This window comes from Enterobacter sp. UCD-UG_FMILLET (assembly GCF_000762975.1).
Taxonomy (GTDB): domain Bacteria; phylum Pseudomonadota; class Gammaproteobacteria; order Enterobacterales; family Enterobacteriaceae; genus Enterobacter; species Enterobacter dykesii.
The window spans coordinates 57,668-83,945 of sequence record NZ_JRJC01000001.1 but is presented as its reverse complement, the minus strand read 5'-3'; the positions used below and the strand labels follow the sequence as shown (position 1 = coordinate 83,945).

Annotated in this window: 27 protein-coding genes; 18 read left to right on the top strand and 9 right to left on the bottom strand. The window is 54.6% G+C overall.

Annotated features, from left to right (window positions below):
- The first annotated feature begins 77 nt into the window (after positions 1 to 77).
- From rsmG to phoU, 17 genes are all read left to right on the top strand, one after another.
- Entirely contained in the window at positions 78 to 701 is a 624-nt protein-coding gene (gene rsmG, locus LA04_RS00370) for a 16S rRNA (guanine(527)-N(7))-methyltransferase RsmG (RefSeq protein WP_047650038.1), read from the top strand.
- Positions 702 to 1,317: 616 nt separating this feature from the next.
- A complete protein-coding gene (atpI, locus tag LA04_RS00365; RefSeq protein WP_008500194.1) occupies positions 1,318 to 1,698 on the top strand; it encodes a F0F1 ATP synthase subunit I in 381 nt (126 codons plus the stop codon).
- Between the two features lie 8 nt (positions 1,699 to 1,706).
- Positions 1,707 to 2,522, top strand: a complete 816-nt coding sequence (atpB, locus tag LA04_RS00360) for a F0F1 ATP synthase subunit A (RefSeq protein WP_008500193.1) — start codon at positions 1,707 to 1,709, stop codon at positions 2,520 to 2,522.
- A 49-nt stretch (positions 2,523 to 2,571) separates the two neighbouring features.
- Positions 2,572 to 2,811 carry a F0F1 ATP synthase subunit C gene (gene atpE, locus LA04_RS00355; protein ID WP_000429386.1) on the top strand — a complete coding sequence of 80 codons (240 nt, stop codon included), beginning with the start codon at positions 2,572 to 2,574 and terminating at the stop codon, positions 2,809 to 2,811.
- A 48-nt stretch (positions 2,812 to 2,859) separates the two neighbouring features.
- On the top strand, positions 2,860 to 3,330 hold the full coding sequence (gene atpF / locus LA04_RS00350) for a F0F1 ATP synthase subunit B (protein ID WP_014072436.1): 471 nt from the start codon (positions 2,860 to 2,862) through the stop codon (positions 3,328 to 3,330).
- A 14-nt stretch (positions 3,331 to 3,344) separates the two neighbouring features.
- Positions 3,345 to 3,878, top strand: a complete 534-nt coding sequence (gene atpH / locus LA04_RS00345; protein WP_023309790.1) for a F0F1 ATP synthase subunit delta — start codon at positions 3,345 to 3,347, stop codon at positions 3,876 to 3,878.
- A gap of 12 nt (positions 3,879 to 3,890) precedes the next feature.
- Positions 3,891 to 5,432, top strand: coding sequence for a F0F1 ATP synthase subunit alpha (gene atpA, locus LA04_RS00340; RefSeq protein WP_006808751.1), 1,542 nt, complete (start codon positions 3,891 to 3,893; stop codon positions 5,430 to 5,432).
- Between the two features lie 51 nt (positions 5,433 to 5,483).
- Entirely contained in the window at positions 5,484 to 6,347 is an 864-nt protein-coding gene (atpG, locus tag LA04_RS00335; protein ID WP_008500191.1) for a F0F1 ATP synthase subunit gamma, read from the top strand.
- Positions 6,348 to 6,378: 31 nt separating this feature from the next.
- Positions 6,379 to 7,761 carry a F0F1 ATP synthase subunit beta gene (gene atpD / locus LA04_RS00330; protein ID WP_006177559.1) on the top strand — a complete coding sequence of 461 codons (1,383 nt, stop codon included), beginning with the start codon at positions 6,379 to 6,381 and terminating at the stop codon, positions 7,759 to 7,761.
- A 20-nt stretch (positions 7,762 to 7,781) separates the two neighbouring features.
- Entirely contained in the window at positions 7,782 to 8,201 is a 420-nt protein-coding gene (locus LA04_RS00325) for a F0F1 ATP synthase subunit epsilon (protein WP_006177560.1), read from the top strand.
- Between the two features lie 138 nt (positions 8,202 to 8,339).
- The gene (gene glmU, locus LA04_RS00320; protein WP_047650036.1) at positions 8,340 to 9,710 is read left to right on the top strand and encodes a bifunctional UDP-N-acetylglucosamine diphosphorylase/glucosamine-1-phosphate N-acetyltransferase GlmU; all 1,371 of its coding nucleotides are present in this window, start codon (positions 8,340 to 8,342) and stop codon (positions 9,708 to 9,710) included.
- A 225-nt stretch (positions 9,711 to 9,935) separates the two neighbouring features.
- The gene (glmS, locus tag LA04_RS00315) at positions 9,936 to 11,765 is read left to right on the top strand and encodes a glutamine--fructose-6-phosphate transaminase (isomerizing) (protein WP_023309792.1); all 1,830 of its coding nucleotides are present in this window, start codon (positions 9,936 to 9,938) and stop codon (positions 11,763 to 11,765) included.
- Positions 11,766 to 12,086: 321 nt separating this feature from the next.
- Entirely contained in the window at positions 12,087 to 13,127 is a 1,041-nt protein-coding gene (gene pstS / locus LA04_RS00310) for a phosphate ABC transporter substrate-binding protein PstS (protein ID WP_008500186.1), read from the top strand.
- Positions 13,128 to 13,208: 81 nt separating this feature from the next.
- Entirely contained in the window at positions 13,209 to 14,168 is a 960-nt protein-coding gene (gene pstC / locus LA04_RS00305; protein WP_028017768.1) for a phosphate ABC transporter permease PstC, read from the top strand.
- Positions 14,168 to 15,058, top strand: a complete 891-nt coding sequence (gene pstA / locus LA04_RS00300) for a phosphate ABC transporter permease PstA (RefSeq protein WP_024907882.1) — start codon at positions 14,168 to 14,170, stop codon at positions 15,056 to 15,058. The genes pstC and pstA overlap by 1 nt, the downstream gene beginning before the upstream one ends.
- Before the next feature lie 47 nt (positions 15,059 to 15,105).
- The gene (gene pstB, locus LA04_RS00295) at positions 15,106 to 15,879 is read left to right on the top strand and encodes a phosphate ABC transporter ATP-binding protein PstB (protein ID WP_010426574.1); all 774 of its coding nucleotides are present in this window, start codon (positions 15,106 to 15,108) and stop codon (positions 15,877 to 15,879) included.
- A 26-nt stretch (positions 15,880 to 15,905) separates the two neighbouring features.
- Complete coding sequence (phoU, locus tag LA04_RS00290; protein WP_008500182.1) at positions 15,906 to 16,631, top strand: phosphate signaling complex protein PhoU; 726 nt, start codon at positions 15,906 to 15,908, stop codon at positions 16,629 to 16,631.
- A gap of 44 nt (positions 16,632 to 16,675) precedes the next feature.
- Here the strand turns inward: phoU and yieH are convergent, their stop codons facing one another.
- Positions 16,676 to 17,341: a 6-phosphogluconate phosphatase gene (gene yieH / locus LA04_RS00285; protein WP_047650035.1), complete on the bottom strand. Its 666-nt coding sequence runs from the start codon at positions 17,339 to 17,341 to the stop codon at positions 16,676 to 16,678.
- A 165-nt stretch (positions 17,342 to 17,506) separates the two neighbouring features.
- Between yieH and adeP the strand changes: the two genes are divergently transcribed.
- On the top strand, positions 17,507 to 18,844 hold the full coding sequence (gene adeP, locus LA04_RS00280) for an adenine permease AdeP (RefSeq protein WP_023309797.1): 1,338 nt from the start codon (positions 17,507 to 17,509) through the stop codon (positions 18,842 to 18,844).
- Between the two features lie 62 nt (positions 18,845 to 18,906).
- Here adeP and LA04_RS00275 read toward each other — a convergent pair whose 3' ends face one another.
- From LA04_RS00275 to rnpA, 8 genes are all read right to left on the bottom strand, one after another.
- Positions 18,907 to 19,473, bottom strand: coding sequence for an NADPH-dependent FMN reductase (locus LA04_RS00275; RefSeq protein WP_014833835.1), 567 nt, complete (start codon positions 19,471 to 19,473; stop codon positions 18,907 to 18,909).
- 36 nt (positions 19,474 to 19,509) lie between these two features.
- Complete coding sequence (locus LA04_RS00270; protein WP_047650033.1) at positions 19,510 to 20,256, bottom strand: 4'-phosphopantetheinyl transferase family protein; 747 nt, start codon at positions 20,254 to 20,256, stop codon at positions 19,510 to 19,512.
- A 122-nt stretch (positions 20,257 to 20,378) separates the two neighbouring features.
- Positions 20,379 to 21,350: an HTH-type transcriptional regulator YidZ gene (gene yidZ / locus LA04_RS00265; RefSeq protein ID WP_047650032.1), complete on the bottom strand. Its 972-nt coding sequence runs from the start codon at positions 21,348 to 21,350 to the stop codon at positions 20,379 to 20,381.
- Complete coding sequence (locus LA04_RS00260) at positions 21,319 to 22,494, bottom strand: MFS transporter (protein WP_047650031.1); 1,176 nt, start codon at positions 22,492 to 22,494, stop codon at positions 21,319 to 21,321. The genes yidZ and LA04_RS00260 overlap by 32 nt, the downstream gene beginning before the upstream one ends.
- A gap of 111 nt (positions 22,495 to 22,605) precedes the next feature.
- Positions 22,606 to 23,970: a tRNA uridine-5-carboxymethylaminomethyl(34) synthesis GTPase MnmE gene (gene mnmE, locus LA04_RS00255; RefSeq protein WP_047650030.1), complete on the bottom strand. Its 1,365-nt coding sequence runs from the start codon at positions 23,968 to 23,970 to the stop codon at positions 22,606 to 22,608.
- 72 nt (positions 23,971 to 24,042) lie between these two features.
- Positions 24,043 to 25,686, bottom strand: coding sequence for a membrane protein insertase YidC (yidC, locus tag LA04_RS00250; RefSeq protein ID WP_047650028.1), 1,644 nt, complete (start codon positions 25,684 to 25,686; stop codon positions 24,043 to 24,045).
- Positions 25,687 to 25,688: 2 nt separating this feature from the next.
- Entirely contained in the window at positions 25,689 to 25,946 is a 258-nt protein-coding gene (yidD, locus tag LA04_RS23180) for a membrane protein insertion efficiency factor YidD (RefSeq protein ID WP_001307474.1), read from the bottom strand.
- Complete coding sequence (gene rnpA, locus LA04_RS00245; protein ID WP_032640303.1) at positions 25,910 to 26,269, bottom strand: ribonuclease P protein component; 360 nt, start codon at positions 26,267 to 26,269, stop codon at positions 25,910 to 25,912. The genes yidD and rnpA overlap by 37 nt, the downstream gene beginning before the upstream one ends.
- Positions 26,270 to 26,278 lie beyond the last annotated feature (9 nt).

Sequence of the window (26,278 nt, the reverse complement as noted above, 5' to 3'; positions counted from 1 at the left end):
CTGACCCGCCCTACTTATTCGTAGGCCCGGTAAGCGGCAGCGCCACCGGGCAAAAAAACTCTCAACAGGTATTCACCGTGCTCAACAAACTCTCTCGTCTGCTGGATCAGGCAGGTATTTCGCTCACCGATCACCAGAAAAATCAGCTGGTGGCCTATGTCGATATGCTGAACAAATGGAACAAAGCGTACAACCTGACCTCCGTACGCGACCCCAACGAGATGCTGGTACGCCATATTCTCGATAGCATCGTGGTTGCCCCGTGGCTGAAAGGTGAGCGTTTCATTGATGTGGGGACGGGACCGGGTTTACCGGGCGTTCCGCTGTCGATTGTTCGCCCTGAGAGCCACTTCACATTGCTGGACAGCCTTGGCAAGCGCGTGCGCTTTTTACGTCAGGTACAGCATGAGCTGAAGCTTGAAAACATCACGCCCGTGCAGAGCAGGGTAGAGGAGTTCCCGGCAGAGCCGCCGTTTGACGGTGTTATCAGCCGCGCGTTTGCTTCACTCAATGACATGGTGAGCTGGTGTAAGCACTTGCCTGCAGAGAACGGCCGCTTTTATGCGCTGAAAGGGCAGTTGCCAGGCGATGAGATTGAGCAGCTTCCGGACGGTTTTGCTGTTGAATCTATCGAGAAATTATACATTCCTCAGCTCGATGGGGAGCGTCATCTGGTGATAATTAAGCCAAACAATTTTTAAAAAATTAATAAAAAATGTGGAATTTGTGCTGTTCTTCGCATGTTAAAAAACAGCACAAATACAGAGGATTTACCGGCGGGCTTTTAACCTCTTTTTTACTAAGGTTTTTCTTATGATTAACCTGGCGACTTTTATTCACCGAGAAGATAGTCATCTGTGAAAATATAAGTCTGCTAAAAGTGGAAGGCAGTAACCAGAACGCAATGTTAATTATTTATTAAGAATGTCAATAAAAGGTTTTTATTGTGTACTGGGCTGTTTTGAAAATAGTTACGGCCTTTTGCGTTTAATTTCATAAAGATAAATTTGTGCGATTTGCGCCTTTGATAAATACAACCTTATCGCAAATGTGTGTTTTGTGATCTCGTGCACGCTTTATCGCCAACGTTTTCGCGCTGTTTGCAGTTTTGGTCGAAGGTTGACGCTTTCAGCGAAAGTTAAAAAATAGCGGTGGGGAAAAATATTTAAACATTTATTCACCTTTTCGCTACTTAATGTTTGAAATCACGGGTGCGCACCGTATAATTTGACCGCTTTTTGATGCTTGACTCTGAGCCTTAAAGGACGTTTTATACGACACGCGGCATACCTCGAAGGGAGCAGGAGTAAAAACGTGATGTCTGTGTCGCTCTTGAGTAGAAACGTTGCTCGTAAGCTTCTGTTCATTCAGTTTCTGGCTGTGATAGCAAGTGGACTGCTGTTTAGCCTCAAAGACCCCTTCTGGGGCATCTCCGCCGTGTGCGGGGGTTTGGCGGTTGTGCTGCCAAACGTGTTGTTTATGATTTTTGCCTGGCGTCATCAGGCGCATACACCCGCCAAAGGCCGCGTGGCCTGGTCCTTCGCCCTCGGCGAAGTGTGTAAGGTGTTGCTGACCTTTGCTCTACTGGTGATGGCGCTGGCGGTTTTGAAAGTGGTCTTCATGCCGCTGATAGCAACGTGGGTTTTGGTGCTGGTGGTACAAGTTCTGGCTCCAGCTGTAATCAATAACAAAGGGTAAAAGGCATCATGGCTTCAGAAAATATGACGCCGCAGGATTACATAGGTCACCATCTGAATAACCTTCAGCTGGACCTGCGTACATTCTCGCTGGTGGATCCACATAACCCCCCGGCCACCTTCTGGACGATCAACATCGATTCCATGTTCTTCTCGGTGGTTTTGGGTCTTCTGTTCCTGGCCATGTTCCGCGGTGTTGCTAAACGAGCGACCAGCGGTGTACCAGGGAAATTCCAGACCTTCATCGAAATGATCATCGGCTTCGTCCATGGCAGCGTCAAAGACATGTACCATGGTAAGAGCAAGCTGATTGCTCCGCTGGCCCTGACCGTGTTCGTTTGGGTCTTCCTGATGAACCTGATGGACCTGCTGCCAATCGATCTGCTGCCGTTCATCGGTGAGCACATCTTCGGCCTGCCAGCGCTGCGTGTTGTACCGTCTGCGGACGTGAACATCACCCTGTCGATGGCGCTGGGCGTATTTATCCTGATTCTTTTCTACAGCATCAAAATGAAAGGCGTAAGCGGCTTTGTGAAAGAGCTTACCTTGCAGCCGTTCAACCACTGGGCGTTTATTCCGGTCAACCTGATCCTGGAAGGCGTTAGCCTGCTGTCCAAACCTGTTTCACTGGGTCTGCGACTGTTCGGCAACATGTATGCGGGTGAGCTGATTTTCATTCTGATCGCGGGTCTTCTGCCGTGGTGGTCACAGTGGGTTCTGAATGTGCCGTGGGCCATTTTCCACATCCTGATCATTACGCTGCAAGCCTTTATCTTCATGGTTCTGACGATCGTCTATCTGTCGATGGCGTCTGAAGAGCACTGATTTTTTACCAACACTACTACGTTTTAATTGAAACAAACTGGAGACTGTCATGGAAAACCTGAATATGGATCTGCTGTACATGGCTGCCGCTGTGATGATGGGTCTGGCGGCTATCGGTGCTGCGATCGGTATCGGCATCCTCGGGGGCAAATTCCTGGAAGGCGCAGCGCGTCAACCTGATCTGATTCCTCTGCTGCGTACTCAGTTCTTTATCGTTATGGGTCTGGTGGATGCTATCCCAATGATCGCTGTAGGTCTGGGTCTGTACGTGATGTTTGCTGTCGCGTAGTAGTAGTTTTAAAACCCTAAGCCACAGAAATTAAAGAGGTATTGTGCTGTGAACATGAACGCAACAATCCTCGGCCAGGCCATCGCGTTTATTCTCTTTGTCTGGTTCTGCATGAAGTATGTATGGCCGCCTTTAATGGCTGCCATCGAAAAACGTCAGAAAGAAATTGCTGACGGTCTGGCTTCCGCAGAACGCGCTAAGAAAGATTTGGACCTTGCACAGGCCAACGCGACAGACCAGCTGAAAAAAGCGAAAGCTGAAGCTCAGGTAATCATTGAACAGGCTAACAAACGCCGTTCTCAGATCCTGGACGAAGCCAAAGCTGAAGCAGAACAGGAACGTACTAAGATCGTGACACAGGCTCAGGCAGAAATTGATGCTGAGCGTAAACGTGCTCGTGAAGAACTGCGTAAGCAGGTTGCGATTCTGGCTGTTGCTGGCGCCGAGAAGATCATCGAACGTTCCGTGGATGAAGCTGCTAACAGCGACATCGTGGACAAACTTGTCGCTGAACTGTAAGGAGGGAGGGGCTGATGTCTGAATTTGTTACGGTAGCTCGCCCCTACGCCAAAGCAGCTTTTGACTTTGCTGTCGAACACCAAAATGTCGATCGCTGGCAGGATATGCTGGCGTTTGCCGCTGAGGTGACTAAAAACGAACAAATGGCTGAGTTGCTTTCCGGTGCGTTAGCACCTGAAACTCTCGCCGCGTCGTTTATCGCCGTGTGCGGAGAGCAACTGGATGCCAACGGCCAGAACCTGATTAAGGTGATGGCAGAAAATGGTCGTCTCCGTGTGCTCCCGGATGTTCTCGAGCAGTTTGAGCACTTACGTGCCCTTAGTGAAGCAACCGCTGAAGTCGAAGTGACTTCTGCGACTGAACTGAGTAATGAACAGCTTGCGAAAATCACCGCCGCGATGGAAAAACGTCTGTCACGCAAAGTTAAGCTGAATTGCAAAATCGATAAGTCTGTAATGGCAGGCGTAATCATCCGTTCGGGTGATATGGTCATTGATGGCAGCGTACGCGGCCGTCTTGAACGCCTTGCAGACGTCTTGCAGTCTTAAGGGGACTGGAGCATGCAACTGAATTCCACCGAAATCAGCGAACTGATCAAGCAGCGCATTGCTCAGTTCAGTGTTGTGAGTGAAGCTCACAACGAAGGTACTATTGTTTCTGTAAGTGACGGTGTTATCCGCATCCACGGCCTGGCCGATTGTATGCAGGGTGAGATGATTTCCCTGCCGGGTAACCGTTACGCTATCGCACTGAACCTGGAGCGCGACTCCGTAGGTGCAGTTGTGATGGGTCCATACGCTGACCTCGCCGAAGGCATGAAGGTTAAGTGTACTGGCCGTATTCTGGAAGTGCCGGTTGGCCGTGGCCTGCTGGGTCGCGTTGTTAACACCCTGGGTGCGCCAATCGACGGTAAAGGTCCGGTTGAGCACGATGGCTTCTCCCCAATCGAAGTTATCGCACCGGGCGTTATCGACCGTCAGTCCGTAGATCAGCCTGTTCAGACAGGTTATAAGTCCGTTGATGCCATGATCCCAATCGGTCGTGGTCAGCGTGAACTGATCATCGGTGACCGTCAGACCGGTAAAACCGCGATGGCTATTGACGCCATCATCAACCAGCGTGACTCCGGCATCAAATGTGTGTACGTGGCCATCGGCCAGAAAGCGTCCACCATTTCCAACGTGGTTCGTAAACTGGAAGAGCACGGCGCACTGTCTAACACCATCGTTGTGGTAGCAACTGCGTCTGAATCCGCTGCACTGCAATACCTGGCGCCATATGCCGGTTGCGCAATGGGCGAATACTTCCGTGACCGCGGTGAAGATGCACTGATCGTATACGATGACCTGTCTAAACAGGCTGTTGCTTATCGTCAGGTTTCCCTGCTGCTCCGTCGTCCACCTGGACGTGAAGCGTTCCCTGGCGACGTATTCTACCTCCACTCTCGTCTGCTGGAGCGTGCATCCCGCGTAAACGCGGAATACGTCGAGAACTTCACTAAAGGTGAAGTGAAGGGTAAAACGGGCTCTCTGACCGCTCTGCCGATCATTGAAACCCAGGCGGGTGACGTTTCTGCGTTCGTTCCGACCAACGTAATCTCCATTACCGATGGTCAGATCTTCCTGGAAACCAACCTGTTTAACTCCGGTATTCGTCCGGCGGTTAACCCGGGTATCTCCGTATCCCGTGTTGGTGGTGCTGCTCAGACCAAGATCATCAAGAAACTGTCCGGTGGTATCCGTACCGCGCTGGCACAGTATCGTGAACTGGCTGCGTTCTCTCAGTTCGCATCCGATCTGGACGAAGCAACCCGTAAACAGCTGAGCCACGGTCAGAAAGTGACCGAACTGCTGAAGCAGAAACAGTACGCACCAATGTCTGTTGCTCAGCAGGGCCTGGTACTGTTCGCGGCTGAACGCGGTTACCTCGAAGATGTGGAACTGGCGAAAATCGGTAGCTTCGAAGCCGCTCTGCTGGCTTACGTCGACCGTGATCACGCTCCGCTGATGCAAGAGATCAACCAGACCGGTGGCTATAACGACGAAATCGAAGGCAAGCTGAAAGCTATCCTCGATTCCTTCAAAGCAACCCAATCCTGGTAATCGTCCGGCGGCTTGTCTCAGGACAAGCCGCCTGGCATTGAGGAGAAGCTCATGGCCGGCGCAAAAGAGATACGTAGTAAGATCGCAAGCGTCCAGAACACGCAAAAGATCACTAAAGCGATGGAGATGGTCGCCGCTTCCAAAATGCGTAAATCGCAGGATCGCATGGCGGCCAGCCGTCCTTATGCAGAAACCATGCGCAAAGTGATTGGTCACCTTGCAAACGGTAATCTGGAATATAAGCACCCTTACCTGGAAGAACGCGACGTTAAGCGCGTGGGCTACCTGGTGGTGTCGACCGACCGTGGTCTGTGTGGCGGCTTGAACATTAACCTGTTCAAAAAACTGCTGGCGGATATGAAAGCATGGTCTGAAAAAGGCGTTCAGTGCGATATCGCAATGATCGGCTCTAAAGGCGTCTCTTTCTTTAACTCCGTTGGTGGCAACATTGTCGCTCAGGTGACCGGTATGGGTGATAACCCGTCCCTGTCCGAACTGATCGGCCCGGTTAAAGTGATGTTGCAGGCCTATGATGAAGGCCGTCTGGACAGACTGTACGTTGTCAGCAACAAATTCATTAACACCATGTCTCAGGTTCCAACGCTCACTCAGATGCTGCCGTTACCGGCATCAGAAGATGACGAGCTGAAGCAAAAAGCCTGGGATTACCTGTATGAACCCGATCCGAAACCGCTGCTGGATACCTTGCTGCGTCGTTACGTTGAATCTCAGGTTTATCAGGGCGTTGTAGAAAACCTGGCCAGCGAGCAGGCCGCACGAATGGTGGCGATGAAAGCCGCGACCGATAATGGCGGCAGCCTGATTAAAGAGCTGCAGTTGGTTTACAACAAAGCTCGTCAGGCCAGCATTACTCAGGAACTCACCGAGATCGTCTCGGGGGCCGCCGCGGTTTAACCAGGTTTACGAATTACGTAGAGGATTCAAGATGGCTACTGGAAAGATTGTCCAGGTAATCGGCGCCGTGGTGGACGTCGAGTTCCCTCAGGACGCCGTACCACGCGTGTACGACGCGCTTGAGGTACAGAATGGTAACGAGAGCCTGGTGCTGGAAGTTCAGCAGCAGCTCGGCGGCGGTATCGTGCGTACCATCGCGATGGGTTCTTCCGACGGTCTGCGTCGTGGTCTGGAAGTTAAAGACCTTGAGCACCCGATCGAAGTCCCGGTAGGTAAAGCAACACTGGGTCGTATCATGAACGTATTGGGTCAGCCAATCGACATGAAAGGCGACATCGGTGAAGAAGAGCGTTGGGCTATCCACCGCGCGGCACCTTCCTACGAAGAGCTGTCCAGCTCTCAGGAACTGCTGGAAACCGGTATCAAAGTTATCGACCTGATGTGTCCGTTCGCGAAGGGCGGTAAAGTCGGTCTGTTCGGCGGTGCGGGTGTTGGTAAAACCGTAAACATGATGGAGCTGATCCGTAACATCGCGATCGAGCACTCCGGTTACTCCGTGTTTGCGGGCGTAGGTGAACGTACTCGTGAGGGTAACGACTTCTACCACGAAATGACCGACTCCAACGTTCTGGACAAAGTATCCCTGGTTTACGGCCAGATGAACGAGCCACCTGGAAACCGTCTGCGCGTTGCGCTGACCGGTCTGACGATGGCTGAGAAGTTCCGTGATGAAGGCCGTGACGTTCTGCTGTTCGTTGATAACATCTATCGTTACACCCTGGCCGGTACGGAAGTATCTGCACTGCTGGGTCGTATGCCTTCAGCGGTAGGTTATCAGCCTACGCTGGCGGAAGAGATGGGTGTTCTTCAGGAACGTATCACCTCTACCAAAACCGGTTCTATCACCTCCGTTCAGGCGGTATACGTACCTGCGGATGACTTGACTGACCCATCTCCAGCAACCACCTTTGCGCACTTAGATGCAACCGTGGTACTGAGCCGTCAGATCGCGTCTCTGGGTATCTACCCGGCCGTTGACCCGCTGGACTCCACCAGCCGTCAGCTGGATCCACTGGTTGTTGGTCAGGAACACTACGACACCGCGCGTGGCGTACAGTCCCTGCTGCAGCGTTACCAGGAACTGAAAGACATCATCGCCATCCTGGGTATGGATGAACTGTCTGAAGAAGACAAACTGGTGGTAGCACGTGCGCGTAAGATCCAGCGCTTCCTGTCCCAGCCATTCTTCGTTGCGGAAGTATTCACCGGTTCTCCGGGTAAATACGTTTCCTTGAAAGACACCATCCGTGGCTTTAAAGGCATCATGGAAGGCGAATACGATCACCTGCCTGAGCAGGCGTTCTACATGGTTGGTTCCATCGACGAAGCCGTGGAAAAAGCCAAAAAACTTTAACGCCTTAATCGGAGGGTGATATGGCAATGACTTACCACCTGGACGTCGTCAGCGCAGAGCAACAAATGTTCTCTGGTCTGGTCGAAAAAATCCAGGTAACGGGTAGTGAAGGTGAACTGGGTATTTTCCCGGGTCACGCACCGCTGCTCACCGCCATTAAGCCTGGTATGATCCGCATCGTTAAACAGTTCGGTCACGAAGAGTTTATCTATCTGTCCGGCGGCATTCTTGAAGTGCAGCCTGGCAGTGTGACCGTTCTGGCCGATACCGCTATCCGTGGACAGGATCTCGACGAAGCGCGAGCCCTGGAATCGAAGCGTAAGGCTGAAGAGCACATTAGCAGCTCTCATGGTGACGTGGATTACGCTCAGGCGTCTGCGGAGCTGGCCAAAGCGATCGCGAAACTGCGCGTTATCGAGTTGACCAAAAAAGCGATGTAACACCGGCTTGAAAAGCACAAAAGCCAGTCTGGATACCAGGCTGGCTTTTTTTTTCGGCCTTAATTCATGATGAAAAAGATGTAGAATTTTGAGCATCAAACGTTTTTACTTCACACTCAAACTACCGTCAGGATGCGTATGTCAAACAGTGCGATGAGCGTGGTGATCCTTGCCGCTGGCAAAGGGACCCGCATGTATTCCGATCTGCCAAAGGTGCTCCACACGCTTGCAGGAAAGCCAATGGTGCAGCATGTCATTGATGCAGCCAACGAACTGGGTGCCAGTCAGGTCCACCTGGTCTACGGCCACGGCGGCGATCTGCTTAAAAAGACGCTGAGCGATGACAAGCTCAACTGGGTGCTTCAGGCCGAACAGCTGGGCACAGGCCATGCGATGCAGCAGGCTGCGCCTTTCTTTGCGGATGACGAAGACATTTTGATGCTCTACGGCGATGTCCCGCTGATCTCCGTTGAAACACTGACTCGCCTGCGTGAAGCCAAACCGCAGGGCGGCATCGGTTTATTAACCGTCGTGCTGGACGATCCAAGCGGTTATGGCCGCATCACCCGTGAAAACGGCAACGTCACGGGGATTGTTGAGCATAAAGATGCCAGCGACGAACAGCGCCAGATTCAGGAGATCAACACCGGTATCCTGATTGCCAACGGCGCGGATATGAAGCGCTGGCTGTCGAAGCTCAATAACAACAACGCGCAGGGTGAATACTACATCACCGATATCATTGCGATGGCGTACCACGAAGGGCGTGAAATTGCCGCCGTTCATCCGGCGCGGATCAGCGAAACGGACGGCGTAAACAACCGCCTTCAGCTCTCCCGTCTTGAGCGTATTTATCAGTCCGAGCAGGCCGAAAAACTGCTGCTGGCGGGCGTGATGCTGCGCGATCCGGCGCGTTTCGATCTGCGTGGTTCGTTATCTCACGGTCGTGACGTTGAAATTGATACTAACGTTATCCTCGAAGGTCAGGTCACGCTGGGCAATCGCGTCAAAATTGGTGCCGGCTGCGTGATTAAAAATAGCGTTATCGGTGACGACTGCGAAATTAGCCCGTACAGCGTGGTGGAAGATGCCCGTCTGGACGCGGCCTGTACCATCGGCCCGTTTGCGCGTCTGCGTCCGGGCGCTGAGCTGCTGGAAGGCGCTCACGTGGGTAACTTCGTGGAAATGAAAAAAGCGCGTCTGGGTAAAGGCTCAAAAGCCGGTCATCTAACCTATCTGGGCGACGCGGAAATTGGCAATAACGTGAATATTGGTGCAGGGACCATTACCTGTAACTATGACGGCGCGAATAAGTTTAAAACCATCATCGGTGACGACGTGTTCGTTGGCTCCGATACGCAGCTGGTGGCGCCTGTTACCGTGGGTAACGGAGTGACTATCGCCGCCGGAACAACCCTTACGCGCGATGTGGCCGAGAACGAGCTGGTGTTAAGCCGCGTTCCGCAGGTCAGCAAGCAGGGCTGGAAACGCCCGGTGAAGAAAAAGTAACAACAAGGCGGGTGGCGCTACGCTTACCCGCCCTACAATTGAGTAGGCCTGATAAGGCGTAGCCGTCATCAGGCAAACCCGGGAGAGGAGATAAATATATATCTCCCCCCACAAGCAGTACCCATAAAAATAACCCCACTCTCTACAAGGCTCGGGGCGCCCGGAAAGGGCAAATACAGGTCAGCGACAACGCAGGCATAATGCCTAAATTCGGAATCTAAAATTATGTGTGGAATTGTTGGCGCAGTTGCGCAGCGTGATATTGCTGAAATCCTTCTCGAAGGTTTACGTCGTCTGGAATACCGTGGTTACGACTCAGCCGGTCTGGCTGTCGTCGATGCAGAAGGTCATATGACCCGTCTGCGTCGTCTCGGTAAAGTGCAGATGCTGGCCCAGGCTGCGGAAGAACATCCGCTGCACGGTGGTACCGGTATTGCGCACACCCGCTGGGCGACGCACGGCGAACCGTCTGAAGGTAACGCGCACCCGCATGTGTCTGAACACATCGTGGTCGTGCACAACGGCATTATCGAAAACCACGAACCGCTGCGCGAAGAACTGAAAGCGCGCGGCTACACCTTCGTCTCTGAAACTGACACCGAAGTGATTGCTCACCTGGTGCACTGGGAGCTGGAGCAGGGCGGTACACTGCGTGATGCGGTGCTGCGCGCTATCCCTCAGCTGCGCGGTGCGTACGGTACGGTGATCATGGATTCCCGCGATCCGTCAACGCTGCTGGCCGCGCGTTCCGGTAGCCCGATGGTTATCGGTCTGGGCATGGGCGAAAACTTCATCGCTTCTGACCAGCTGGCGCTCCTGCCGGTTACCCGTCGCTTTATCTTCCTCGAAGAGGGTGATATCGCGGAAGTGACCCGTCGCAGCGTGACCGTCTTTGATACCAAAGGCGAGCAGGTGAAACGTCAGGAGATCGAATCGAATCTGCAGTACGACGCGGGCGACAAAGGCGCTTATCGTCACTACATGCAGAAAGAGATTTACGAGCAGCCAAACGCCATCAAAAACACCCTGACCGGGCGTATCAGCCACGGTGAAGTGGATCTGAGCGAGCTGGGCGCAAACGCGAACGAACTGCTCGGCAAGGTTGAGCATATTCAGATCGTGGCCTGCGGCACCTCCTACAACTCCGGTATGGTTTCTCGCTACTGGTTTGAATCCCTGGCGGGCGTGCCGTGCGATGTGGAAATCGCGTCTGAATTCCGCTATCGCAAATCTGCAGTGCGTCGTAACAGCCTGATGATCACCCTTTCCCAGTCTGGTGAAACGGCGGATACCCTGGCAGCGCTGCGTCTGTCTAAAGAGCTGGGTTACCTGGGCTCTCTGGCCATCTGTAACGTCCCTGGCTCATCGCTGGTGCGTGAGTCCGATCTGGCGCTGATGACCAAAGCGGGTACCGAAATCGGCGTGGCCTCCACCAAAGCGTTTACCACTCAGCTGACCGTTCTGCTGATGCTTGTGGCGAAGCTGGCGCGTCTGAAAGGCGAAGATGCTTCCGTTGAGCACGACATCGTTCACGGCCTGCAGGCGCTGCCGAGCCGTATTGAGCAGATGCTGTCTCAGGACAAACGCATTGAAGCCCTGGCGGAAGATTTCTCTGACAAACATCACGCCCTGTTCCTGGGTCGTGGCGATCAGTATCCGATTGCGCTGGAAGGCGCGCTGAAGCTGAAAGAGATCTCCTACATTCACGCTGAAGCCTATGCGGCTGGCGAGCTGAAGCACGGCCCGCTGGCGCTGATTGACGCGGATATGCCGGTCATCGTTGTGGCACCAAACAACGAACTGCTGGAAAAACTGAAGTCTAATATCGAAGAAGTGCGCGCGCGCGGCGGTGTTCTGTACGTCTTCGCCGACAAAGATGCCGGTTTTGTCAGCAACGACAACATGCACATTATCGAGATGCCGCATGTGGAAGAGGTGATTGCACCAATCTTCTACACCGTTCCGCTGCAGCTGCTGGCCTATCACGTTGCCCTGATCAAAGGCACCGACGTTGACCAGCCGCGTAACCTGGCGAAATCGGTTACCGTAGAATAATCCCTTCAGGCTCCACCTTCTGGTGGAGCTTTTTTATCCCACCCGGCTTGTTTTTAATCAATCCTTTCTCGTTTTTAATAATGACAATCTGTCATCTTCAGCTACTTTTTTCAGTGTCACATAAAGAAAATATTTCTGAAAACGTCTTGTCATAAAACCGGCTAAATTGATGAAAAATAAACTTTCTTTTGCGTAATTTTAAGTGAAATTTACGTTGTCATAAAACTGTCATAATTCGTACATTTATCTGTCACCTGTTTGTCCTATTTTGCTCATCGTAGCCACTAAACAACGATTTACGAAAATCTTGCAGGAGACATTATGAAAGTTATGCGTACCACTGTCGCAACTGTTGTCGCCGCGACCTTATCTCTGAGCGCGTTCTCTGTATTTGCAGAAGCAAGCCTGACTGGCGCTGGTGCAACCTTCCCTGCGCCGGTGTATGCCAAATGGGCGGATACCTACCAGAAAGAAACCGGTAACAAGGTTAACTATCAGGGTATCGGCTCCTCCGGTGGCGTTAAACAAATTACCGCGAACACTGTTGATTTCGGCGCATCAGACGCTCCGCTGTCTGATGACAAGCTGGCTCAGGAAGGCCTGTTCCAGTTCCCGACCGTGATCGGTGGTGTGGTTCTGGCCATCAACCTGCCGGGCGTGAAGTCGGGTGAGCTGGTGCTGGACGGCAAAACGCTGGGTGACATCTACCTTGGCAAAATCAAAAAATGGGATGACGAAGCGATCGCTAAACTCAACCCAGGCCTGAAGCTGCCTTCTCAAAACATCGCCGTGGTTCGCCGCGCGGATGGTTCCGGTACCTCTTTCGTGTTCACCAGCTACCTGGCAAAAGTGAACGAAGAGTGGAAATCTAAAGTCGGCTCCGGCTCTACCGTTAACTGGCCAACCGGTCTGGGCGGTAAGGGTAACGACGGTATCGCCGCGTTCGTACAGCGTCTGCCTGGCTCAATTGGTTACGTAGAGTATGCGTACGCTAAGCAGAACAACCTGTCCTACACCAAACTGGTTTCAGCCGACGGCAAACCGGTTAGCCCGACCGAAGAGAACTTTGCTAACGCGGCGAAAGGCGCTGACTGGAGCAAATCCTTCGCGCAGGATCTGACTAACCAGAAAGGCGAAGGTGCGTGGCCAATCACCTCTACCACCTTCATCCTGGTTCACAAAGAGCAGAAGAAACCTGAGCAGGGCGCCGAAGTGCTGAAGTTCTTCGACTGGGCGTACAAAAACGGCGGCAAACAGGCTAACGCTCTGGATTACGCCACCCTGCCGGACAACGTGGTTGAGCAGATTCGCGCTGCATGGAAAACCAACGTGAAAGACAGCAGCGGTAAAGCATTGTATTAATTTAGCATTCTGACGAAAATGGCGGGTGGCGCTAACGCTAACCCGCCCCTTTCGTAAACGCGTTTAACAGAAGAGTAATTTATGGCTGCAACCAAGCCTGCATTTAACCCTCCGGGTAAAAAAGGTGACATGATTTTCAGCGCGCTGGTCAAACTGGCTGCGCTGATTGTGCTATTGCTGCTGGGCGGCATTATCGTGTCTCTGATTTTCTCCTCCTGGCCGAGCATCCAGAAATTCGGTTTTTCCTTCCTGTGGACCAAAGAGTGGGATGCGCCGAACGACATCTACGGTGCCCTGGTGCCGATTTACGGCACGCTGGTGACCTCGTTCATCGCCCTGCTGATTGCGGTTCCGGTGAGCTTTGGTATTGCCCTGTTCCTGACGGAGCTGGCGCCGGGCTGGCTGCGACGCCCGCTGGGTATTGCCATCGAACTGCTGGCGGCCATTCCAAGTATCGTTTACGGCATGTGGGGTCTGTTCATCTTTGCTCCGCTATTCGCAACGTATTTCCAGGAACCGGTCGGTAACGTGCTTTCCGCCATTCCGTTTGTGGGTGCCCTGTTCTCTGGCCCGGCTTTTGGTATCGGCATTCTGGCGGCAGGTGTGATCCTCGCCATCATGATTATCCCGTACATTGCGGCGGTCATGCGCGATGTCTTCGAACAAACGCCGGTGATGATGAAAGAGTCGGCCTACGGCATCGGCTGTACCACCTGGGAAGTTATCTGGCGCATTGTCCTTCCGTTCACCAAAAATGGGGTGATCGGGGGCGTGATGCTGGGCCTGGGTCGTGCGCTGGGTGAAACCATGGCGGTGACCTTTATTATCGGTAACACCTACCAGCTCGACAGCGCGTCGCTCTTCATGCCGGGTAACAGTATTACCTCGGCGCTGGCGAATGAATTTGCGGAAGCGGAATCCGGGCTGCACGTGGCGGCGCTGATGGAGCTGGGTCTGATTCTGTTCGTTATCACCTTCATTGTTCTGGCGATTTCCAAGCTGATGATTATGCGCCTCGCTAAAAATGAGGGGGCACGCTAATGGCAACTCTCGAAATGCAAGCTACCGCTGAACTGGCTGAATCCCGCCGCAAAATGCAGGCCAGACGCCGCATGAAAAACCGCATTGCCCTGACGCTTTCTATGGCGACAATGGCATTCGGGCTGTTCTGGTTGGTCTGGATCCTCTTCTCAACGGTCGTTCGCGGGATTGACGGGATGTCACTGTCGCTGTTCACCGAAATGACGCCGCCGCCGAACACGGCGGGCGGTGGCCTGGCGAATGCCCTGGCGGGCAGCGGCTTACTGATCCTCTGGGCGACGGTCTTCGGCACGCCGCTGGGCATCATGGCGGGCATCTACCTGGCAGAATACGGTCGTAAATCCTGGCTGGCGGAAGTGATTCGCTTCATCAATGACATTCTGCTGTCAGCCCCGTCTATCGTCGTGGGTCTGTTTGTTTACACCGTGGTGGTGGCGCAAATGGAACACTTCTCCGGCTGGGCGGGTGTGATTGCCCTGGCGCTGCTACAGGTGCCGATTGTTATTCGTACCACCGAGAACATGCTGAAACTGGTGCCGGATAGCCTGCGTGAAGCGGCTTACGCGCTGGGTACGCCGAAATGGAAGATGATCTCCGCAATTACGCTGAAGGCGTCTGTTTCCGGGATCATGACCGGTATTCTGCTGGCGGTTGCGCGTATCGCGGGTGAAACGGCGCCGCTGCTGTTTACGTCTCTCTCCAATCAGTTCTGGAGCACGGACATGATGCAGCCGATCGCCAACCTGCCGGTGACGATCTTTAAATTTGCGATGAGCCCATTCGCGGAATGGCAGCAGCTGGCCTGGGCCGGGGTGCTGATCATTACCCTTTGCGTACTGTTGCTGAACATTCTGGCGCGCGTCATTTTCGCGAAGAAGAAACACGGTTAATTATTTACGGCGCGGCAGCTCGCGGCGCCGAATGAGGAAATGAGTCAATGAGTATGGTTGATACTGCCCCGGGAAAGATTCAGGTTCGTGATTTGAACTTCTACTACGGCAAATTCCATGCCCTGAAGAACATCAACCTGGATATTGCGAAGAACCAGGTCACGGCATTTATCGGTCCGTCCGGCTGCGGAAAATCCACGCTGCTGCGTACCTTTAACAAAATGTATTCGCTCTATCCGGAGCAGCGCGCTGAAGGTGAAATCATCCTGGACGGTGAAAACATTCTAACCCAGGCGCAGGATATCGCCCTGCTGCGCGCCAAAGTGGGGATGGTGTTCCAGAAACCCACGCCTTTCCCGATGTCCATTTATGACAACATCGCCTTTGGCGTTCGCCTGTTTGAAAAACTCTCCCGTGCCGATATGGACGAGCGCGTGCAGTGGGCTTTGACCAAGGCCGCATTATGGAACGAAACCAAAGATAAGTTGCACCAGAGCGGTTACTCTCTCTCCGGCGGGCAGCAGCAGCGTTTGTGCATTGCGCGCGGTATTGCTATTCGCCCGGAAGTGTTGCTGCTGGATGAGCCGTGTTCAGCGCTGGACCCGATCTCAACCGGTCGTATTGAAGAGCTGATCACCGAGCTGAAGCAGGATTACACCGTGGTTATCGTGACCCATAACATGCAGCAGGCTGCGCGTTGTTCCGATCACACGGCGTTTATGTACCTGGGCGAGTTGATTGAGTTCAGCGATACGGACGCGCTGTTCACCAGGCCCGCGAAGAAACAAACCGAAGATTATATTACTGGCCGCTACGGTTGATTTGCCTTAGTGCATGTGGAGAAACCATGGACAACCTCAATCTTAATAAACACATTTCCGGCCAGTTCAACGCAGAGCTGGAAAGCATTCGCACCCAGGTAATGACCATGGGCGGCATGGTCGAGCAGCAGCTTTCTGATGCGATTACGGCAATGCACAACCAGGACAGCGAGCTGGCGAAGCGCGTCATTGAAGGCGACAAAAACGTCAACATGATGGAAGTCGCCATCGACGAGGCCTGCGTGCGCATTATCGCGAAGCGTCAGCCGACGGCGAGCGACCTGCGTCTGGTGATGGCGATCATCAAAACCATCGCCGAGCTGGAGCGTATTGGTGACGTTGCGGATAAAATCTGCCGCACCGCGCTGGAGAAGTTCTCTCAGCAGCACCAGCCGCTGCTGGTGAGCCTGGAGTCGCTGGGCCGCCACACCGTGCAGATGCTGCACGACGTGCTGGATGCTTTTGCGCGTATGGACCTGGACGAAGCGGTGCGTATCTACCGTGAAGACAAAAAGGTCGATCAGGAGTATGAAGGCATCGTGCGTCAGCTGATGACCTACATGATGGAAGATTCCCGTACGATCCCAAGCGTACTGACTGCCCTCTTCTGCGCGCGCTCCATCGAGCGTATCGGCGACCGCTGCCAGAACATTTGCGAATACATTTTCTACTTCGTGAAAGGTCAGGACTTCCGTCACGTGGGCGGCGACGAGCTGGACAAGCTGCTCGCGGGTAAAGACCCGAAAGAATGATGTTTGTGGCGGGTGGCGCTCGCGCTTACCCGCCCTACGTTAGCTTAACGCGTAATATCCCACCCGCGCGCCTTCCACAGCGCTGGCAGCTGCGCCAGATCGGTAAAGGTCGTCACGTTCGGATGATCGATCGGCTTGTTGTGCGGGTCGGCGCAGAAGTAAAACACCTCCATCCCCGCATCAATTCCCGACTGCGCGCCCGCAGACGAGTCATCCACCAGAATGCAGTTCTCTACGTTGACGTTCATCGCTTTTGCCGCATGGAACATCAGCGCCGGGTCCGGCTTCCAGCGCTGGATATCGTAGCCGCTGAACAGTTTTTCCGGGAAATGGTGCAACATCTCAAGCTTGCCCAGCGAGTGCTGCATTTTGCTGACCGGACCGTTAGAGACGACGCAGATGGGCACCGTCATCGCGTCCAGCAACGCGTTAGCCCCGGAGATAACCTCCAGCTCGGAGTCGAACAGGCGTGCGACCTCGGCGCGGTACACCGGTTCCAGATCGGCTTTCGCCAGATCCACACCGTGTTCTTCGTTAATGATGTCGATGATCTCGTAGAGCTTCACGCCCTTAAAGCGTTTAAACACCTCTTCGAGTTCCAGCGTAATGCCAAATTCCTGGAACATAGTGACATACGCGCGGGAACAAATGACCTCACTGTCGACCAGCGTACCGTCACAGTCGAAAAATACCGCTTCAATTCCGGACATGCCTTTCCCTTTTAACAAGTTTAACGTTTACGTACGGCATTTCGCCGGGACGCAATCGTTGCCGTATAAGCAAAATCAATGAAAAAAGTATCACGTAACCGCCACTATTGTCGCATTTTGGTATAGGATAGCGACGAATTTTCCCTCCTTGTTCGGAAATTGATGATGAGTCAACAACACACTACCCAGACATCTGGTCAGGGTCTGCTTGAGCGCGTTTTTAAACTGCGCGAGCATGGCACAACGGCACGCACCGAAGTGATCGCTGGTTTCACCACCTTCCTGACGATGGTCTATATCGTTTTTGTGAATCCTCAAATTCTGGGCGTCGCTGGCATGGATACCAGCGCCGTTTTCGTGACAACCTGTCTGATCGCGGCCCTTGGCAGCATCCTGATGGGTGTGTTCGCTAACCTGCCTGTTGCGCTGGCACCGGCGATGGGCCTGAATGCGTTCTTCGCGTTCGTGGTGGTTCAGGCTATGGGTCTGCCGTGGCAGGTCGGCATGGGCGCGATCTTCTGGGGCGCGGTTGGCCTGCTGCTGCTGACTATTTTCCGCGTACGTTACTGGATGATTGCAAACATTCCCGTGAGCCTGCGCGTGGGCATCACCAGCGGTATCGGTCTGTTCATCGGTATGATGGGGCTGAAAAACGCCGGCGTTATCGTGGCGAACCCGGACACGCTGGTGAGCATCGGCCACCTGACCTCTCATAACGTGCTGCTGGGCGTGCTGGGCTTCTTTATCATCGCGATCCTGGCTTCCCGTAATATTCACGCAGCGGTGCTGGTGTCCATCGTGGTCACCACCCTGCTGGGCTGGATGCTGGGTGACGTTCACTATAACGGTATCGTCTCCGCGCCACCGAGCGTCTCTACCGTGATTGGTCACGTCGATCTGGCGGGTTCCCTGAACCTGGGCCTGGCGGGCGTGATTTTCTCCTTCATGCTGGTTAACCTGTTTGATTCCTCCGGCACGCTGATTGGCGTGACCGACAAAGCGGGCCTGGCGGATGAGAAAGGCAAATTCCCGCGCATGAAGCAGGCGCTGTTTGTGGACAGCGTCTCCTCTGTGACCGGTGCTTTCATCGGAACCTCGTCCGTTACCGCGTACATTGAATCTTCTTCCGGCGTGTCCGTGGGTGGCCGTACCGGCCTGACGGCGGTGGTCGTGGGTATTCTGTTCCTGCTGGTGATCTTCCTCTCTCCGCTGGCGGGTATGGTTCCTCCGTATGCGGCAGCCGGTGCGCTGATCTATGTGGGGGTGCTGATGACCTCCAGCCTGTCACGCGTGAAGTGGGATGATTTAACCGAAGCGGTGCCGGCGTTTATTACCGCCGTGATGATGCCGTTCAGCTTCTCGATTACCGAAGGTATCGCGCTGGGCTTTATCTCTTACTGCGTAATGAAGATCGGTACCGGCCGCTTCCGCGACCTCAGTCCGTGCGTCATCGTTGTGGCGCTGCTGTTTGTGCTGAAGATTGTGTTTATTGACGCCAAATAAACATGTTTGTTCCCTCTCCCCGTGGGAGAGGGTCAGGGTGAGGGCATCAGGCCGCAGTAAGCTTATGCCTTCACCCGCTTAATATAATCCCCAAACGCCGTCAGCTGGCCAGACAGATGATCGCGCGTGCTCTGATCCACCACTTCACCCGTTTGCGGGTCGACCTTGTTCTGAATCACACCACCCATAAATTCCGGCTTGTTCATGACCATCGCATCCAGGAACACCAGGATCTGGCGCAGATGATACTGGCAGCGCGCGCCGCCAATGGCGCCCATTGAACTGGTCTGGATCAGCACCGGTTTGCCTGACAGCGGCTGCTCAGGCAAACGGGACAGCCAGTCGATGGCATTCTTCAGACCACCCGGAACCGAATAGTTGTACTCCGGCGTGACGATGACCACGCCGTCGGCCTGGCGGATCTGCTCTGCCAGCGCCTCAACGCTTTGCGGGAAACCCTCTTCCTGCTGTACGTCAGCGTCATACAGCGGAATATCGCCAATAGACGGCAGGGCGCTAATTTCCATTCCTGCCGGTGCCAGCTGTGGCAGCGTGCGGGCAACCATCCCGTTAAATGAACCTTTGCGCAGGCTTCCCAGTAACGTAACTACTTTCAACGTATCAGACATGATTACTCCTGTTTCATCATGATGACCCTGATTGGATCAGCTAAGGGTGAATGCTTTTTCTGCCGGTAAACTGATTAAACGCATCAGGCGTGCGGCGGACTCGTTGGCGCGCTCGGGCACATCAGGAAGGCTACGCCATCCCTGTTGGCTGTCAAATTCCCAGATTTTCATGCGTTCGATGGCGGGGGTAACCGCAATGGACCAAATGAGCACATCCTCTGCGTCACTGAGCGCCTCTACCAGCGTGGCCTGGGCGGCGCGCAGACGTCCGGAGCCTGGAAGCAGTTGCAGCATGCTGGCGTCGTCTGAGGCGCATCCACAGAGCTTGCGAATGCTCTGGCGCAGGGTAATGAGCTGGGCTCGAGCTTCGACAGGGTCGTTCTGGTTGCGTACCCACAGCTTCTCATTGCTGGAGAGCGGGTAGTCTTCATGCGCATTACCGCCATGGAAGCTGCGCGTTGCGCGCTGAAGTTCCATATCGAGCCCACAATCCCCTTCGGTGGTCAGCGCGACGCCAATGATATTGCCCGCGTAGGCAATCGAAAAACGAGGGAGATCCGGGTCGGCAAAGACCGGGCGGCCTTCGGGTTGGGTAATGATGTCCGGCAGCTCGCTGGTGCCGTACAGCATAAACATCAGTTCTGCGAGAAGCGCCCGGGAAGCTAAAAACCGCGTTCTGCGGTGTTCCGGGAGAGTGAGTGCTTCACTGTGACAGGCTGAAGAAATTCTTGCCGATACGAGACGTCCTTCCGTAAGTATCCCTCTTGCAAAGTGCGTAGCCATTTTTCGCTCCTTGATAATGGTCGTAATCGGTTAAACGGTTACATGATTATCGCTTAACTTGACTCCTGTTTTAATCAGTAAATGGGAGTAAGAGAAGCCTTAGGACCGAACTTTACATTTTCTTAGGCAAAAATTGGATCGCTGGCACCGTACAGCGCCTTGATGGTTTCCCGCAGCCAGAGGATTTTCGGATTATGGCTGTTCCGTTTATGCCAGATCAGCGTGAAGGGAACGGTAAGCTTTTCAGCCTGCGCTTCGTCAATGGGAATGGGCAGCGCGATCAGCTTCCGCTGGTGGAGTTGATTGTAGTGATGGCAGTAGTGCGGAGCCGTGGCGATATAGTTATGGCCGGGCTGCGCCGCCATAAACATCGACTGCTCAAAGCCCGGCACGCTCATGGCAATATTTCTCTCCCGACCCATCTCCTTTAGCACTTCGTCCAGCGCCCAGGTGTCGCTGCGTTCCCAGAAGATGCTGATGTGCGGGTAGCGCAGAAAGGTCTCGAGGTTCCATTCATGCTGTAACGCGGGATGATCCTCACGCAGATACACGCACGGACGGTCGCTGAACAGGATCTCATAGTCGATGAACCACGGCATTAGCTTCAGCAATTCACGCGATCGCGGGTGCGTTTCGCGTCCGGTGAATCCCAGATCCACCTCTCCACGCGTAATGGCGTCCAGCGAGTCGTAATCCCAGTGACGCATCTTCACCGTAGCCTGCGGATAGCGCTGGTTCACCTGCTCCAGCAGGGCGTTAAAGCGGATCAGCATCAACGGCGTTTCGGCGGCCAGCAAGAACGTTAGCCCGCCCGGGGAATCATGGTGGAATTTATCGAGGATCTGGTTGCCGATTTGCATCCAGTCGGCCAGATCCTGCTCCAGGCTTACCGTCAGCGGGGTTGGCAGCAGCCCTAACGGCGTTTTGACAAACAGCGGGTCTTCGAACCAGTCGCGCAGCTTGGCCAGCGATTTACTCACCGCAGACGGCGTCACGTTCATCCGTTTCGCGGCTTTGGTGACGCTGCGCTCCTGCAGCAAAAGCTGCAGGCACAGCAACAGGTTAAGATCGAGACTGCTGATGGGCTTCTTCATAATGCGCCGCGGGCTGGATGACCATAAGTAAGGTGATGCACAGTATGCTACAGCCAATCAGAACCCCGATCAGCATATTCAGCGCGTTAAGCCCGATGACCGCCGCCAGCCAAATCCACAGCGACGAGCCGCAGACCTGCGCAATGCCCAGCACCGAGCTTGCCACGCCTGCCCGCAGCGAGAAGGGGCCAAGCGCCTGACTCATAGCCACGCCAAAGCCAACCGAGAACCCGGCGCAAATGAGGGTAATACCCGCCAGCATTACCGCATGTGAGCTGGTGGTTGCCAGGATCGCGCCAGCCGTGAGGAATAAAACCTGTGAGGTCAGCATCAACGCGCGCTGGCTGAAAACATTTAGCGCAAATGGGGTAGAGAACGAGACCGCCATACTGACCATGGCGGTTAATGCCATCACCGTTGAATACTCACCGCGATCGAAGCCCATGGTCTCCATCAGTAAAACCGGGGAAACGTTTACATAGGTCAGGATCACCGCCACGCTTAACGTGGTCACGGCCAGACGACTGAGGAAAAAGCGGTTAAGCAGCTTCTCGGCTGGGTGAATGGTTGCGGTATGACCGGTATTCTGCGAGCCCGGGTGGGTCTCTTTCAGCACGCCGATGGACAGGATAAACACCAGCGCGCCCATCGCCGCCATGGTCCAGAACAGGCTCTGCCACGGGAATTTTAGCATGATCAGATATCCCACGACCGGGGCCAGCACCGGGATAATGCAGGTAATACCGTTCAGCATCGAAAGCACCTTAGCGCGACGCTGGGCGCTGAGGGTGTCGCGCAAAATGGCAAAAGCGACGACGTAGCAGCCACCGGCTCCAATGCCCTGAATAAACCGTCCGGCCAGGAATAAGGTGCTGCTTTGCGCCTGTGAGCAGAGAAGGGAGGCTAGGGCAAAGATGATGGCACCCGTTATGGCGACGGGCTGACGGCCAGCCTTATCCGCGATCTTCCCGGCAAAGACCATCGACGATGCCATCCCCGCAAGATAGGCCGAAAACGCGATGTGCAGCTGCGCCTCGCTGGCGCCCAGATCGCGGGCGATGTGCGGCAATCCCACCAGATACATATCAATGCCGGACGGATAAAGCAGAACTAATGCGAAACTACAAAACAGAAAACGCGCCATAAACCCCCCATAGATGCAGGCATGCAGGATAGGGGGTGAAAAGAGATTAGGCGAGTTGCCATTTGGACAATGGTGATTTCCCGGGAGGAAATCACCATCAGCGATCGGGCCTTACTTACCGATACAGAAGCTCGAGAAGATCCGTCCCAGCAGATCGTCCGACGTAAACTCCCCGGTGATCTCGCTCAGATTCTGCTGCGCCAGACGCAGCTCTTCCGCCAGCAGTTCGCCCGCCCACGCGCCGATCAGCTGCGCTTTACCCTGAACGAGGTGGTTCGCCGCCTCTTCCAGCGCCTGCAGATGACGACGACGCGCGAGGAAGCCGCCTTCCATGCTGGTATCAAAGCCCATGCTCTGCTTGAGATGGTTACGCAGGTCGTCAACGCCTTCACCAGTACGCGCCGACAGGCGAATCAGTGAGTGACCATTCACATCGCTGATGCCCAGCGTTTCGCCGGTGACGTCCGCTTTGTTACGCACCACGGTGATGGGCAGTTTCGCCGGCAGACGGGCGATAAAGTCTGGCCAGATGTCCGCCGGGTCAACGGCGTCGGTCGTGGTGCCGTCCACCATAAACAGCACGCGGTCAGCCTGCTCGATCTCCTGCCAGGCGCGTTCGATACCGATGCGTTCCACTTCATCGCTGGCATCGCGCAGGCCGGCGGTATCAATGATATGCAGCGGCATCCCGTCGATGTGGATATGCTCGCGCAGCACGTCGCGGGTGGTGCCGGCAATGTCGGTCACGATTGCCGCTTCACGGCCCGCCAGGGCGTTCAGCAGGCTCGATTTTCCGGCGTTAGGACGTCCGGCAATCACCACCTTCATCCCTTCACGCAGCAGGCTGCCCTGGCGCGCTTCGGCGCGCACGGCGTCGAGATCGGCCATTACCTGGTTGAGCTGCGCTTCGATTTTACCGTCAGAGAGGAAGTCGATCTCCTCATCCGGGAAGTCGATAGCCGCTTCGACGTAGATCCTGAGGTGAGTAAGTGCTTCCACAAGATGATTCACGCGCGCGGAGAATACCCCCTGCAGAGAGTTCAGGGCGGAGCGGGCCGCCTGTTCAGAGCTGGCGTCGATCAGGTCAGCAATCGCCTCGGCCTGCGCCAGGTCGAGCTTGTCGTTGAGGAAGGCACGCTCGGAGAACTCGCCAGGCTTCGCAATACGCAGGCCTGGGAGGGTCAGAATACGTTTTAACAGCAGGTCGAGGATGACCGGGCCGCCGTGGCCCTGCAGCTCGAGCACATCTTCGCCGGTAAAGGAGTTCGGGCCTGGGAACCACAGCGCAATGCCCTGGTCCAGCGGCGTGCCGTCGGTATCTTTAAACGGCAGGTAATCAGCGTAGCGCGGCTTTGGCAGTTTACCCAGCACCGCTTCGGCCACCTCGCGCGCCTTCAGGCCGGAGATGCGCAGAATGCCTACACCACCGCGTCCCGGTGGGGTTGCCTGGGCGACGATAGTGTCGTTATGGCTCATGGTTGGTCTCGTTCAATACAAATAAAAAAGGCGGTCAATCGACCGCCCTTATTTTAGCGTTAACTTACCGAATCAGGACTTTTTCTTTTCGCGGCTATGCAGGCCACGTTTTTCCAGACCACGGTAAATCAGCTGCTGCTGGATGATGGTCACCAGGTTGCTGACGATATAGTACAGCACCAGACCTGACGGGAACCACAGGAAGAACACGGTGAAGATGACCGGCATAAAGGTCATGATCTTCTGCTGCATCGGGTCGGTCACGGTGGTCGGCGACATCTTCTGGATGAAGAACATCGTCACGCCCATCAGGATCGGCAGGATGTAGTACGGGTCCTGTGCAGACAGGTCATGGATCCACAGTGCGAACGGCGCGTGGCGCAGTTCAACGGAACCCATCAGCATGTAGTACAGCGCAAGGAAGATTGGCATCTGAATCAGCAGCGGGAAGCAACCACCCAGTGGGTTTACTTTCTCTGCTTTATACAGGGCCATCATTTCCTGGCTCTGACGCTGTTTGTCATCGCCCAGACGCTCACGCATTGCCTGAATCTTCGGCTGCAGCATGCGCATCTTCGCCATGGAGGTGTACTGCGCTTTGGTCAGCGGGTACATGATGCCACGAACGATGAAGGTGATAACGATGATGGAGAAGCCCCAGTTACCCAGGAAGCTGTGGATGAACTTCAGCAGCTTAAACAGCGGCTGAGAGATGAACCACAACCAACCGTAATCCACGGTCAGATCCAGGTGCGGCGCAACAGCGGCCATTTTGTCCTGAATTTCCGGGCCAACCCACAGGGTGCTTGCCATCTTACCGGTTTGACCCGGCTGTACCAGAACCGGCTGAGACTTGTAGCCGATGGCGGCAATACCGTTGCCCAGGTTCGCGGTGTAGAAGTTATTCGTACCGTCGTTATTCGGGATCCACGCGGTCGCGAAATACTGCTGCAGCATGGCCACCCAACCGCCTTTGGAACTAACGTTCAGGTTTTCGTTATCCGCAATGGTGTCGAATTTGTATTTCTCATACTTCGCGTCTGGCGTGGAGTACGCCGCGCCACGGAAGGTGTGCAGCGCAAAGTTGCTGCTTCCGGTGTCACGGTGAGACGGCAGATTGATGGACTGCTTCAGCTGGCCAAAGGTCGACAGCTCCAGCGGTTTCGCACTGGCGTTCTGTACGCTGTAGCCCACGTTCACCGCATACTCACCGCGTTTCAGGGTGAAGGTTTTGGTGAAGGTGTTGCCTGCGGCGTCGGTATACGTCATCGGGATCGCGAGTTCGTTCTGACCATCAGCCAGCACAAAGGTGTCGCTCTCGACGTTATACAGTGGACGCGCACCGTTAGCCGGGTTATCCGGGCCATCACGACCGGTCAGGCCGCTCTGCGCCTGGTAGATAAACTCAGGCGTGGTTTCCAGTAACTGGAACGGTTCGTTAGACTTCAGCTCTTTCGGGTAGGTCAACAGCAGCGCCTGCTCAACATCACCACCACGGGTGTTGATTGTCAGCTCAAGCACATCGGTCTTAACCGTAATCTGTTTCCCCTGGCCACTGGCCGGTACGCCCTGGTCGGCGGCGCTACCCGCTGCGGTGGTCGTAGTCTGCGTGGTCTGCTGCTGGGGTTGAGGATTTTTATCCTGCTCCCATGCCTGCCAGATCATGAAAGACACGAACAACAAAGCGATGATAAGAAGATTGCGTTGCGAATCCATCGTTAGTGTTCTCTGGTATCAAAGGGTCCTGGGGGGACGGGGTCGTCTCCACCTGGGTGTAAAGGGTGGCATTTTAATACGCGTTTCACCGTCAACCAACTGCCTTTTATCACTCCAAACCTGCGCAATGCCTCAATTCCGTAGCTTGAGCATGTTGGTGTGAAACGGCAGTGCGGCCCGAGTAGCGGACTAATCAGGCGTTGATAGACCCGAATGAGGGCTATCAGGACCCGTGAGCCAGGCGACAGTGGCGGCGCCATAATTTTTCCAACGCTTCCGAGAGAGCACGGTTATCGAGGTCGGCAACCCCTTTCTTCGCCACCACCACGAAATCCATTGAAGGCAGTTCGTGCTGACGTAAACGGAAGCTTTCACGCGTCAGACGTTTAATCCGATTGCGTTCATGCGCACGCTTAACATTTTTCTTGGCGACTGTGAGACCGATGCGGGGATGCCCCAGCGAATTTTGGCGGCCGAGGATGGTGATTTGCGGCGTGCCAGCCCGTAGTGGCTGCTGGAAGACGAAAGTGAAATGAGCGGGAGTTAACAAACGTAACTCCCTGGGAAATGCTAGCTTAACCACTCAGGGGTT